This is a genomic window from Nostoc sp. MS1, assembly GCF_019976755.1.
Classification (GTDB): domain Bacteria; phylum Cyanobacteriota; class Cyanobacteriia; order Cyanobacteriales; family Nostocaceae; genus Trichormus.
The window spans coordinates 24,226-37,460 of the sequence record NZ_AP023441.1 but is presented as its reverse complement, the minus strand read 5'-3'; the positions used below and the strand labels follow the sequence as shown (position 1 = coordinate 37,460).

Genomic DNA, 13,235 nt, shown 5'->3' with positions numbered 1-13,235 from the left:
CAACGCTTTCGTCGCCTAATTGAAACAGTCATTGGTCAATAATGATGTAAAAATTTCAATTAAGTTATGATTTGCTATATGTAGTTAAACAGTACCAAGTTTCTACTCCAACTATTCCATCAACTTTTAATTTCTGTTTTTCCTGAAAGGCTTTAACAGCAATTTCTGTCACGGGTCCAAAAACACCATCTATCTGAACAGGATAGCCGTTAGCCACCAATAGTCTTTGTAATACTCTAACAGATACACCTGATGTAGTGAAATTCAGCTTCGGTAATGCTCTATTAGCAACTCCTTCCCTACTCGTTATCAAAATATCATTATTTTTTTCATCTATTCCCCCTTCCCTATTTAAAAGAAATGAATTTCTGCTTTTTCCTAATTTGAAATTATATTTTTTTAACTTTGCTATAATTTTTTTGCTTTTATCAGAGCTAGGTTCCCAGGATTCTACATAGTTTTTTTCTTGAAAAAATAATTTTTTTATTTTTGCTATTCTATTCTTATGGTTTTGATATTTAGGCACTAAAGAGGTATTGGTTAAATTCTTACTTATCCATTTAAGTTTATTTGAATTATTCTGGGCTTTTATAACTAATTGATACGTTTTGTTTTGTATAGTTTTCTGATTATGTTCATCAGGATAAGTTACAGGTTGGTTAACTGAATTTGGCAATGATACTTGTTTGGTCATTAATAGACCTGTCATGAGCATGGTAATATCAGTCATCTTATTCTCAACCTAAAATTAACTATTTCAACAAAATAACATTGGATACTTCCTCACAAAAAGACAGCATCCTTATTTCATTTGCTAATTGCTATTAAAATACTAAAGCCATTATATACATAACACCTTAGTTAAGATGAAGTTAAAGAGGCTAAAATACTAGTTCCATAAGACTTACAGCCTTTAAATCTACGGAATAAAATCTATTTGTCATAGTATTATTACGTAGATGAGAGGCTATTTATAAAGTAAATCTAAAGGAGAGTAAAAGGTGATGACAGCAAATATTAAGATACATGGCATATAGTGTATTTACATAGTTACTCGTGGCACGAAAGTCTTACCCCACAGACTTCACTGATGTGGAGTGGGAAATCTTGGCTCCCTTGATTCCACCAGTCAAACAAGGAGGACATCCTCTCCTAAGGGGAGACGCTCCGCGAACACACAACAGATATGCGGGCAGTATGCAATGCAATCTATTATCACTTGAAAACAGGCTGCCAATGGAATATGCTTCCAGGAGACTTTCCCATCATGTCCTGTAAGTCTACAGCATCCCTCTAAGTGCCTATAGGCGAACCCTTCCGATATTCTAATCACGATTCCCTTGTGTCTCGCCCACTCGAACCAATTCGCTGCTTTTTGTAATGGACTAACGCTCCGCTACCCTAACGCAGTTACCAGTTTTTTAATTAGAAAAATTATTTTAGCTGCTTCAAGCATTCGAGCTAACCAGACTTAAACATTTTTGAGTTAGAAATATCTCTGCTAAGGGAATAATTGAAACAAGACCATCTCAGGTAAACATCTGAATGGTGATTTACCAGCCGGATGCGACCAATTACAAGATTACGCAGAAATAAAAACTTCAAAGTATTCAGAAAGTTATCCAATCATCAAAAACTTTACTAGCGACTTATATCATGAAGAAAAGAAATATTGTTTTAACAAATTTATTAACAGCATTAATATTCATTCATGGTGGTATGGCAAAAGCTAACAGACTATCGGATAGACAAGAGATTCTTCAGAAATCAGAATGGATGTCTAAGGGTTGCAACGCCGGAAACATCAAACAATGTTATGCTTATTGTGCAAGTGATTTTCAAGAAATTCAAGGAGATGGAAAGGTTATTGTTTTGCAAGAGTCTATAAAAAATATTAAACAATTTTATCAACAAGTTAGTAAATATAAATTTCGGGAAGAAGTAATTCGTATTAATGTTGATGGAAATCTTGCAGGAGTGGTGGGTGTTGCATACTCTGAATCTATAATTGGCAATAAGCTTATATACCGACAAACTCCATACGAAGACCTATGGGAAAAGACTGATGATAGTTGGTTATTAATATCTAGAAGTTGGTATCAAGGAAATGATAATCAGGTTGTTATAAAATCGAATGCAAAGAAAAGCAGAGTATTAGGCATTGACCACTGAGTTTAACAATAGGTTAGAAACTTCCAGAAAATAAAATGTCCCCTGAGCAATAATAATCATTCTAAGTGAGAGTAAAGGGGCTACCATCGGCAGCCCCTTTACTCCTCTTTTTTTAGTCATTTGAATAATGATGATTTTTAAGTGTAATCCCTCTCTTGTTACTACGGGGAAAGTATAATTAGAAAGAAAACCGTAAACAGTAAGTAAGAGGGATGGTTACGCCGCGCAGACAACCAGTAAGCACAGTGGCATTCATAGATAACTACTGCCAACACTATTATTCATTGTTTGAGGATGTGAGGCATTTTGAAGCGCTCAAATTCTTGCATTTGGGTATACTTTCAGAAATCCCTCGGAAAACCCTACCACTAATAGCTAAAACAGTGGGGTTAAAAGATAGACAAACACTACATCATTTTTTGAGAGATGCACTGTGGGATGTCAAAAAATTAAGGGAAATTAGACTGTAGAAATTATTCAAGAGTTGAAAGCATGGGGTTTCAAAATTAAATTAGTGTTAGCAGATAGCTTATATGGTGAGAGTGGAGATGTAATTAGATGTTTAGAAAAATTAGAACTAGAGTTTATTGTAGCAATTCGCTCCAATCATGGAGTGTTGATGCCCCCAGGAAGCCGAAAACGTTATAATCGATGGAAAGCTTATGAGCAAAAGCTTTCACATCGTCAAACTGAAACTCGCTACTTGAGAGAAATTATTTTTGGTAAGCGTCGCCGCACTAGATATTACCAAATCAGTAAGATTAATACACCCGACCCTACGGGAGATGAAAGCTGGTACATCATGACTAATTTATCAACTGATTTATCAGTAAATGTTGCACAACTTTATAGTTTAAGAAATTGGATAGAATATGGTTTTAAACAAGTCAAGAATGAACTAGGATGGGCTGATTTTCGCTTGACTGATTATCAAAGTATTGAACGCTGGTGGGAAATCATCTTTAGTGCTTACTTACTCGTTAGCATTCAGGCTACTTACTTTCAGCTTTCTGACCAATCAAACCCAACATCTACATCATTAGTATTGTCATCAAATGACTCTAATATTCCTCAACATAGTCAACATTCCCAGTGGGAATCAGGTACAACATGGAAGAGTGCCTTGAATAACCTGAGATTAATTATTCAACCATACATTTTTTACTGTTTAATTCAGCCTTGGCTTACAGTATTTAATATTCCTGGTATGAAACGTGGCTTTTTAAAATTAATCGACTTCATGAATGACTTTCGTGCTTCTCCTGTCAGTTTCCCTCTTGCCAGTTGAATCTCTTGTCGTTTTTTATTTCCCTAAAGTAACAAAAGAGGGATTACAATCAGTGTCTATAATATTAAATTTCCGCACATCCTCAAATAATGAATATTGTAGAGAGCATTAAGAAAGGCAATACTGCGCAAAATATGTGCGCGGTTGTAGCTCCGAATTTTTCTTAGCGTACAATTTTCCCAAATTGGCATGGTGATGCCATACCTTTTTATAAAAATCTAGCTTAAGATGTAACTCATCAAGCTTGTGATTCTTTATCCTGGGCGAAAATAGCGAAATTAATAAAAATAGTGAAATAGGCAATAGTATGAAATCTATCAAAATCTTAACGGGAACAGTTTCTTTCTTAACTCTTGTGTGCATTGGTTACTATGGTTGTTTAAAGTCTGTAGAAAGAATGTATGGAATAAGTATCGGTTTAATGATCGGTGGGATACTGGCTAAAACTACTACAGACGATATATCTGATATATCTACGAAATCTACGAGATTTACTTTTGTCAAGCCAAGCCACCCCAAACGACGTAGAAAAATCTTGAAAAGTTTACGACCAAACGCCAACTTTTTTCAGTAACACAATCGCTGAAATCCTTTCAAAATCTCAATTATTACGTTTTAGCCATCAGTTTGATTTACTATTAGAAAATAAGGCTATAAATGGGAAAATTTTGTATTACGAGATAAGCAATATTTTCCTGACAAGAATAACTGAATGAGAAAGGGTTAGTTATTAATAGTAAGTATTTTAACCAAAAGAGTCTACTTTGAATAAAGGATAATCGTGCAGTTGAAGCTCTAGCGCTAGTACCATCATCTGGAAAACTAAAGTTTGAGGGGGAATCTTTTATCCAATCTTTGAATCTAAAATAACACCATAAAATAAGTTATGGCTGTGATGACCTTGAATGGTTCAATGAACGGCAAGGCATTTAAAATTTTCTCCCCAACTTACTTATTTGAATTTTTTATTCTAGCTTGATGACATAAAGCTAGACGTTTGCGACAATAACCGCAAGCTCCAGATTTACTTATTATTTTTGTGTCTTTTACTTGATTAATAACAGATATTGAAGCAGATGTAGTGAAGCAACTAATAGTCATAGTGTTGCTTTTATTTATTAAATCTTCATCCTGTCTTTTCAATTGTTTATTTGAGCGCACAAGTTCGGTTTTAGGTTCAATTACAACTAGTGTTTGTGGTAGAGATTGTTGGTTCTGCAATTTTTGAGTTTGATGCACTGCTATACCTAAACCAAACATTCCTGTACCGATAAATAACATCATATATTTCTCAAAATGTTGAGATGCAAAGTATCCCAAACTAACTGCAACAAATGTTGCAGCAAAACCTGTAAAGCTATTTTTTAATATAGAATTTTTCATTTTGCATTTTTACAATATTGCTAATACATCATTTGTTAACTCTTAGAAATAAGTTTGGCTCTACCTCTAAAGGCTGAAAACGCTAAAAATATTATATTTTTTCTGTCACCTCCTAAGAAACACATTCGGTGGGGTGGGAAATAGGGATGAGTTCTAACGGGACTTAAACAGAAGTTAAGAGTAAAAAAGGGTATAATTTTTTGTCTAAGTCCCGCTACTCTGATTTGATGCCGCCACCAATAACGCTATGCACCCATTAATGGGCAAATACTGAAGTCATATTCGTATAAAAACTTTTCTTTCTCCCTCAAACCAAGGGACGCAAATTTTACTTCACAGGCGCGATCGCTAAATACTGTTCCCCCTGGTTGGGTAATCCTGTACTGCTTACCGTGGATGATGAAAAGATGGAGGATCTTCTATTGTGCTATCGCTGCTGACTTTTATATGCCGCCAAATCGTCGGGCTGATGCTCAACAGCACCACTTTTAATTGATATATGACTCTTTCAGTAGAATCCAACATTGAGCCATATTATCACGTTGTGTCCCTCATCTCCCTCGACACTTTTCGCTCTCCCTATACATTACATATTGTTAATAGTGTAAAGATAGAAGTATGTAGTTATTAAATGAGTCAGAGATATTTTTTACATAGTAATTGAAGTTATGTAGTACGATGAAGATAAGATATAAAAATTGACTTTTAATTAGTAAACAGAAATTCCTTTTTTAACAAAGTTAACCAATCATGTAAACGTAAAGTTTTGGAGAAGTAGCATGAACAAGTTTTTATTAAAAAAAATATTGGCGGCTATGGCTGTAACAATACTTGCATCAAGTTTTGGCTATTTAGCGGTTAGACATTTGGGAAAATATATGATGCTGGCTATCAGTGCAGGAACGATTGGTTTAGGTATAGCTCTACATCAAACCCAAAAATCATCACATCCAAAACTTCCATCAAAGACGATGGTTGTAACTGAACCTAAAACTAATCCTGTAAAAGTAGAGCGAGAAGTTAAAGAGCAGCATGATACTTCAGTTAAAATTGTGTCTAACAAAATTAAAGCGAGAGCAAAAACTATCAAAGCTACAAGTAGATACCAGTCTTCTGGCTACTGCCGCAAACGCCTTGCTTTATGTCACAGAGCTAAAATCGAGGGGGCAAAAAAAAATACCCCCGAAAACTAAAAATTCACATCTCCTAATGGGATGATATTTAGAAGTATTATATATTTTTTTAGGCATATTGCTAAATGTACATAATTAATGTATAATAGTCGGTCATTTAATTGAAGAAATGAAAAAAGCACATAATTCTAAAAAGAAATCTTAATTTCAGCCATTTATAGGGTATTGTAAGGAGCATGTGAAATAATTTTGTCAAATTTGACTAATTTATGGATGAATTGGGTGTATCTGAATGAGTTCAGAAGAGCTTTTTTTGAAAAAGTGGCGTTCTCTGTCACAAGATAAGCAAGAACAAGTTTTAGTTTTTATAGACTTTCTCTGTTGGCAGGATGTTCCTAATAAATCTTCTTTAGAAAAACGTCTTCAGGAAATTCGCAATTACGTTATTAATTATGGTAGATTACCTGACAATAATCCTGAGTTCTCCGAATAAGCATATCAATATAAATTGGTTTGAATTTACATGTTATGAAGTGATGGTAATTCCAATAAATTTTAATTAATAAGGTATCCTCTACGCTTAAATTAATTATGTAACTAGATAGCAATGACCTGCGCTATCTTTACTTTATCAATAACCTCTCTATTAGAGAAACTCAACTTGAAAATTGTTAGACAGATAGGCATAGTCTCCGTCTGATAATTTTTATTTTTTCATGTACAGTAAATAAAATACTCAATTAATCTAATAAAGAATAATTGTTTTATGAATATATTGTTAATTGAAGACAGAATGGTTAGTTTTTTATCAAAGGTTACAGGAAAAAACCTAACTAAAGACGATGCTACTCCATCAGTAATATTTATAGCCAATTTAATAATAGTTCTTGTAGGGACTATGTTTATTGATGGTATTGTCACTGACAAAGAAAAGCAAAAAATGCTAAAAATTATGTACCATTTTATTGAACGAAAAAGTGAACTACATAAATTAGCATATTTAATGATAAAAGGAGTTATAAAATATCAAAGTTATAAAAATTTCGATGAGTTAGCAATTATAAGTAATTACCTTTCAGAATCAGAACGATTGTTATTAATTTCTTTTGGCTATGAAATGTCTACAGTTGATAACAAATTAGGTTTGCGTGAGCAAAGATATTTAGAAGTTTTAGCTCATCATTTAAAAGTAAAAAAGGAATATTTTGTAGTCTTATCGTCTGCATTCCGACCCCAACAAGTTTTGGATATAGCAGTTATAGATGAGGTGGAAAATTTACTAACTTCAACACATACTCAACCACGTAATAAAAATATCTCACATACTCAACAATTAAATAATAATGAGGACACTAAGTTACATTCTGATAAATTGAATCCTTTGATTGTAAAGGCTAATTCTAAAAACACTACAACTTTGCCACGTGTTTCTATTTATTATGAAGGTTTAAAAAAATTTCAAGAGTTTAACAAACAGCTAGGTAATTATTGCCATCAAATTTTTCAAATCGTTCAAAGTTGTAATGAATTGGGTTTTTTAGATCAAGATTTACTTGACGAAATGAATGGATTATCGAAAAAATTCCAATTACATCGATTTCGATTGGCAGTCATCGGTGAGTTTAGTCAAGGAAAATCCACTCTACTTAATGCTTTGGTAGGTGAAGAAATTCAGCAGATGCGAGAGATTCCCTGTAGTGGTACGATTGTCGTTTTAAAATATGGCCCCCAAAAACGGGTAGTTTGTCGTTATAAGGATGGTAGTGAAGAAGAAATACCGTTTGAAGATTATCGGCAAAAAATAAGTATCTCTGAAGATATTGCTTTTGGAGCTTTAAATAAAGACATACAACAATCTGAAATTGAAGAAATAATAGTTGAACATTCTAATTTGGCATTATGCAACAGTGGTGTCGAAATCATTGACTCACCAGGATTAAATGAAAATCCAAAACTCACAGGCATTACACAAAATCTACTTCAAGATGTTGATGCTGCGATTTTTGTGACTAATGCTTCACGCTCACTCACACAAAGTGAACGTCTATTATTAAATGAAATAAAAACTACACTTAATGGCGGCAAAGATGAAGAAGCAGCAAATAACTTATTTGTTGTTGTTAATTTCATGGACTTAGTAAGTACAGAAAGAAGCCGTGATCAAATAAAAAAAAGGATATTCAATTTTGTTGAAGGTGAAAAACCAATAATTACAGGTAAGAATCGTATTCACTTTATTTCAGCACAATCAGCTTTAAAGGCAGTTTTGCATGGATATGAAGATGAATATAAAAAAGGCTTTGATACTTTTATTAAAGCTATTGAGAGATTTTTAATTCTTGAACGTGGAAGATTAAAACTACAACCATTACCTGAACAACTTAATAAGGTAATTAAAAAAAATATTAATAGATTGAAAGAGTTTCAAAATGATTTAGAATTTCAAATAAAAATTGCTGAAGATGGAAAACGCAAAATTTTAGAGCAAATTGGAGAGTTTAGTGGACGAGATGTCAAAATATGTTTATTGACAATTCAACTTATAGAGAAGTCTCTTGAGAAAGCAAATACCTCATGGAATGAATGGTATCAAGGTTTAGAAGAGCGGATGCTTCTAAAAAGTGAGCTTTGGAAATCTAAATATAAGCAGTTTTGGAAACAAGACAAGTTAATTCATGATTATATCGAGTGTTTTGTTAGTGACTTATCTGATGAAATTGATGAATGGGTTAACAAGCAACTTAAAGCTGTAATTTTAGAGGAAAATTTACAAGACTTAAATAAAAATATTAAGTATGAGTTGGACGCAATTCAGGCAGAATTTAATCTATTAGACATGAGAGATGATACGACATTCAGCGATGAATTGAGGATTTCGATTAATGCAATTTCCGATCAGTTAATTGAATTGGATAGTATTGATTTTAGTACCCCACTAAAGTTACAGTTAGCAGAATTTACAAGAATTGGTCTTATACCAACTGCCTTAGCTAATGTTACATCTGTAGTTGGCAATTCTTTTGCATCTATGATGCTAGATAGTGATAAATTTCATAATGAAATAAAAATATCGGTTTTAGAGATTGGCTTGGAGAAATTTGATGAATCTTTTGATAAAGTTTATGAAAAAATCCAAGAAAATATAGAGATATTCTTTGATACAAAAATTGAATCAGTAAGCCGAGTTATTGAAGAGGCTATATATATGTATGAAAAATTTGTAGAGCAGCGAGAAAAATCTAATCAAGCAATGCTAGAAAAACACTATACAGCTAAATCTTTGATTGTAGACAAGTGTGAAGAACTTGAGAAACTTAATAGTAGAATCAGTAAAGATATTGCACTTTGGTATTCCGAGGAAATTAACAAAGTAATTCTTAAAAAAGAGAATAATAACTGATAATACACTATTCATATTCCATTGGCCATATTTGGGTTACAACCGGGATACGGATACCGTTGGCGAAACATTACTCAACATGAAAACGCCGATTTTACCGCGTAATAGGGGTAGATATAGCGTAGACACTGTTGGCGACTTCGCTCAACGCTTATCCAGGGCTGGTGGCTTGAGGAATAAAGCGATTGAGTGATATGACCCTAGCCATGTAGTACACGGGTGCGCGAATACCTTTACCCGTGTATTACACTGTATGAGGGGGATCAAAAAAGGTCAACTACATTACTACCCCAACTACAAGCACTTGAAACTTTACGCGATAAGCGAAGCTTGCTCGCTGCGCGAGATCGCATTTTCTTGGAACTGAAGTTAGGTAAGCAAGCCACTGGATACAAAAATGTTCTTACATTAGTTTTTATGTTTTTTGGAGGCTCTATCTTTAAGTAATTTTAAACTTAGAACAGAAGCTCAATCTTTTCAAAGATTATGCTGTTATTGCCTCTAGAGTTTCATTTATATTTGATTCATCTCGTACCTTGAAATAGTAATAAAGATTCGCAATTGTCACATCAGAGACTTGTTGTAAATTTTTAGGAATTAATATCTTGTGTCCGGTAGCATGAGCTTGTTGGTTAATATAAACTTCATACTCCTGACGTAGAACAGGTTTAAACATAAATATCAACTGGTCGAGTAAAGAGTAGAAGTGAGACTTGTCTGCTAAATCTTCATATACCAATTGTTCGGCTGGTACTGACAATGCAATTTTTGCTTGATTAGAAACTAATCTATCAACAAGTTCTGAAGTGTTACAGTTGTTTTTAAGGAAAAGTCTCTTATCCATTTCTGAAAGTGATCTAAACCAATCAATTCGCGCTTGGCATACCTCCAAAATAGCTAAATCGTGTTTACAAATGCGACTAATTTCTGGAAACAAGAAATTAAGTTCATTATAGGTTTCACAATTATTAATTACTGTACATATATCTTCCTTGATTTTATTTTGCAAATGTCCAAGACGATCACTGACAACTAAAGCCTGATTCTGAACTTGATATGTAATAATAACTGCTTGTTCGATTGCCCAAGCACATTCAAATCTACGAAGTTGCGCTGGTGCAGAGATGTTTTCCAATAATTGAGGATTAACGTAATTTGCTAATGCTTTAAATAATACTGTCCTTATGCTATCGATTTCATTATTTCTATGACTTGTATCCTGTAATTTCATCGCTGATTGTAAACGATGACAAGCTTGTACGAATAGGGTATATGTCCTTGCTAACAGGGTACAATGTTGTTCAAAATTAATATCCTGGACTAGTTCTTTAACGATTTGTCGAACTTCGGCTCCTTGAACTTTGAGAGTTTTTTGTAAATCAATAAAGCCATTTTTGAGTTCAACTTGCATTTGCTCAACTTCTTTCTTGAGTTTGAGTGTCTGGCGTAAATTGACTGCTTCTAATGCAACACTCGGTATTTTACCTAATTCAATCAAGGCTATGGTTGATTGCAGAACACCTATATTTGTTTGTAGTGATGTTAATCCAGTCTGGAGAAAATTATTTTGCTGATAAATTTTTGGAAAATCTAGATAGTCCTGAACTATGTTCGCTCCCATAGTTAAGAACTCAATAGGTACAGTTAATGGTAGTAAGGGATAATTATCAACTAAAGCTCCAACGGCATGAGCCAGAAAGGTTCCACCTGTAGCATTGCGTACTATACCGATGGGTATTCTATTACTCTGTATTTCCAAGTATTGACCAGTTTCAATACCAGCTTTAATAGCAGGGGTAAATTCAAACAGCATATTTTACTTGATCAAATGGTAGATATTGCACCTGAACTGAGAAACCCTGAACCAGCAACTAGGCTGTAAAAACTCTCATAACAAATAAATAAAATAATTATTAATACAAATAAAAACCACCGTGGAACCACTGGATTAGTAGAATCTAGCCTTACTAAATCACGCGATGTGCGACTTATTGTTTCGTTACACAAGTTTGGCGTATGAACGATGGAAAAGAAAATTCCCACAATCCGCACTGGAGCGAGAAAATCTTTACCACGCACATGGCGTTAGTTATTAATTATTCTGCCTTGTCTGCCTTGTCTCCCCCCTCTCCCGGTTGGTGAGCGCAGCCGTTCGCGTTAGAGTCTCTGAAAGAGAACCACATCTCCCTCATCACGGATTAACATTAGCCTGTCCGCGACAAACTAATTGTCCTGGGATCAGCTTCAGTTCTTGGATATCGACATCTGAACCTAAATCCACTTTTTGGGGATCGCTGATTTCTATGAGAGTAACGTGGTTTTCTTGAACTCGGATTTGCGATAATTCCAATTCATGCCCACTGAGCAATTCTAAGTGTAGGCTAACTTCTAAAGGTATTGGTTCGCTTGCAGATGCTAGGATGGCATTCAATTCTACTTGCTGATGACCGAGAATAAGCTTCTGCCAAACAATAGGCTTGGATTTTGTGCCGTATTCTGGTAAAAGAAGATCCAGTAAGTCATTTAAAGCAGTCGATAATAGTTCAGATGAGAGGGAACTATTCAAATCCTTCTCGTTTATGATCAACTCCCCAACTACTGGGACTACGTGCATTAATTGCAGTGGTTTACCCTTAAGTACTTGACCTATGTTGACCTGAATATTCTCTGCTGCAAGTTTAATTTGTGTAAGATGGAGATCCTGATAGATGGCATGATTGGCAAAGATGGAAACCCAAGGAATGGAGCCGGAAAGAAGTTGGCGATCGCTTGCTTTAATTTCCACTTCCAAATCCGAGACTTGACTAACTTGCGATCGCAACCACAATTTTAAAGCTGTGGTCAATACGTTCGTAATTACACGGATTTTATTTAAACCTTTTTTTGGCGAGTTATTCTCTGGCATTTAACCACTATATAGACAGGTGTTTGCTAGGTAATCAACGAACTTTAAATAAGTCTTAACTGTAACATTTATGGCTACCATCTATAAAGTGCCAAGATTATGATGATTATTTGAACCTTTATATTATTATCAGTAATTTCTACATGGAGGCTAGGTTACAAAAAGTTTTATCGCAATTGGGGATCGCCTCACGCCGGGAAGCGGAAGAAATGATCAGGCGATCGCGCGTACATATCAATGGTGCATTAGCTCAACTAGGTCAAAAAGTTGACATAGAAAGAGATATAATTACAGTTGATGGTAAGTCAGTATCTGCTCAAGCGCATCCCCATCTAACATACCTTTTATTAAATAAACCCACCGGAGTAGTCTCTACTTGCTACGACCCTCAAGGTAGGAAAACAGTGTTAGATTTGTTGCCAGAAAAATTACGTAAGGGATTGGGTCTTCACCCAGTTGGTCGGCTGGACGCAGATTCTACAGGAGCATTAATCCTGACGAACGACGGAGATTTGACCTATAAGCTGACTCATCCAAGTCATAATATCCCCAAAACCTATCAAGTATTAGTTAAAGGACATCCTTCCCCAGCAGTGTTAGAAATGTGGCGGCGAGGTGTGATGTTAGATGGGAGAAAAACCCGTCCAGCCAAAGTTACCTTGCTAGAAACTCTAGCCGATAAAAGCTGTTTAGAAATAATTTTGCAGGAGGGACGCAACCGCCAAATTCGCCGTGTAGCAGAACAATTGGGACATCCAGTCGTGGAATTACATCGGATTGCGATCGGTTCCATCCAGTTACAAAATTCAAAACAACCCCCACTGCGTCAAGGAAACTATCGCCAACTTCGAGATGAAGAAGTCCACAGTTTGCAAGACCAAGTAAAGCATATAGCCAGTAAAGATAGTAGGGGGAATGAGGAGATGAGGAAGATGAGGAAGTAGGGGGAGATGA

At 34.8% G+C, this 13,235-nt stretch carries 12 protein-coding genes and 1 pseudogene; 8 read left to right on the top strand and 5 right to left on the bottom strand.

From position 1 onward, the window contains the following. Positions 1-64 precede the first annotated feature (64 nt). Positions 65-730 carry a peptidoglycan-binding domain-containing protein gene (locus NSMS1_RS00170; RefSeq protein WP_224089583.1) on the bottom strand — a complete coding sequence of 222 codons (666 nt, stop codon included), beginning with the start codon at positions 728-730 and terminating at the stop codon, positions 65-67. A gap of 326 nt (positions 731-1,056) precedes the next feature. Between NSMS1_RS00170 and NSMS1_RS00165 the strand changes: the two are divergent. From NSMS1_RS00165 to NSMS1_RS00155, 3 genes and pseudogenes are all read left to right on the top strand, one after another. Continuing rightward, positions 1,057-1,264 (top strand): annotated as a pseudogene (locus tag NSMS1_RS00165) (transposase); the annotation flags it as partial. Between the two features lie 392 nt (positions 1,265-1,656). Continuing rightward, positions 1,657-2,172 (top strand): hypothetical protein, encoded by a 516-nt coding sequence (locus NSMS1_RS00160; protein WP_224089581.1) that lies wholly within the window; start codon positions 1,657-1,659, stop codon positions 2,170-2,172. A 484-nt stretch (positions 2,173-2,656) separates the two neighbouring features. After that, positions 2,657-3,460 (top strand): transposase, encoded by an 804-nt coding sequence (locus NSMS1_RS00155; protein ID WP_224089579.1) that lies wholly within the window; start codon positions 2,657-2,659, stop codon positions 3,458-3,460. 948 nt (positions 3,461-4,408) lie between these two features. Here NSMS1_RS00155 and NSMS1_RS00150 read toward each other — a convergent pair. Next, a complete protein-coding gene (locus NSMS1_RS00150; protein ID WP_224089569.1) occupies positions 4,409-4,843 on the bottom strand; it encodes a hypothetical protein in 435 nt (144 codons plus the stop codon). A gap of 779 nt (positions 4,844-5,622) precedes the next feature. On the opposite strand from NSMS1_RS00150, the gene NSMS1_RS00145 reads away from it, so the two are divergent. The 4 genes from NSMS1_RS00145 to NSMS1_RS00130 all read left to right on the top strand — a co-directional run bounded on the left by NSMS1_RS00145 (position 5,623) and on the right by NSMS1_RS00130 (position 9,569). Beyond that, positions 5,623-6,036: a hypothetical protein gene (locus NSMS1_RS00145; RefSeq protein ID WP_224089567.1), complete on the top strand. Its 414-nt coding sequence runs from the start codon at positions 5,623-5,625 to the stop codon at positions 6,034-6,036. 232 nt (positions 6,037-6,268) lie between these two features. Then, positions 6,269-6,469: a hypothetical protein gene (locus NSMS1_RS00140; protein WP_224089565.1), complete on the top strand. Its 201-nt coding sequence runs from the start codon at positions 6,269-6,271 to the stop codon at positions 6,467-6,469. A 273-nt stretch (positions 6,470-6,742) separates the two neighbouring features. Then, positions 6,743-9,376 carry a dynamin family protein gene (locus tag NSMS1_RS00135; protein WP_224089563.1) on the top strand — a complete coding sequence of 878 codons (2,634 nt, stop codon included), beginning with the start codon at positions 6,743-6,745 and terminating at the stop codon, positions 9,374-9,376. A 31-nt stretch (positions 9,377-9,407) separates the two neighbouring features. Beyond that, complete coding sequence (locus tag NSMS1_RS00130) at positions 9,408-9,569, top strand: hypothetical protein (protein ID WP_224089561.1); 162 nt, start codon at positions 9,408-9,410, stop codon at positions 9,567-9,569. Positions 9,570-9,860: 291 nt separating this feature from the next. Here NSMS1_RS00130 and NSMS1_RS00125 read toward each other — a convergent pair whose 3' ends face one another. The 3 genes from NSMS1_RS00125 to NSMS1_RS00115 all read right to left on the bottom strand — a co-directional run bounded on the left by NSMS1_RS00125 (position 9,861) and on the right by NSMS1_RS00115 (position 12,281). Next, on the bottom strand, positions 9,861-11,189 hold the full coding sequence (locus NSMS1_RS00125) for a hypothetical protein (RefSeq protein ID WP_224089551.1): 1,329 nt from the start codon (positions 11,187-11,189) through the stop codon (positions 9,861-9,863). Positions 11,190-11,200: 11 nt separating this feature from the next. After that, the gene (locus NSMS1_RS00120) at positions 11,201-11,455 is read right to left on the bottom strand and encodes a hypothetical protein (RefSeq protein ID WP_224089549.1); all 255 of its coding nucleotides are present in this window, start codon (positions 11,453-11,455) and stop codon (positions 11,201-11,203) included. Between the two features lie 112 nt (positions 11,456-11,567). Beyond that, on the bottom strand, positions 11,568-12,281 hold the full coding sequence (locus NSMS1_RS00115) for a DUF2993 domain-containing protein (RefSeq protein WP_224089547.1): 714 nt from the start codon (positions 12,279-12,281) through the stop codon (positions 11,568-11,570). 143 nt (positions 12,282-12,424) lie between these two features. On the opposite strand from NSMS1_RS00115, the gene NSMS1_RS00110 reads away from it, so the two are divergent. Then, on the top strand, positions 12,425-13,225 hold the full coding sequence (locus NSMS1_RS00110) for a pseudouridine synthase (protein WP_224089545.1): 801 nt from the start codon (positions 12,425-12,427) through the stop codon (positions 13,223-13,225). The last annotated feature ends 10 nt before the right edge of the window (positions 13,226-13,235 follow it).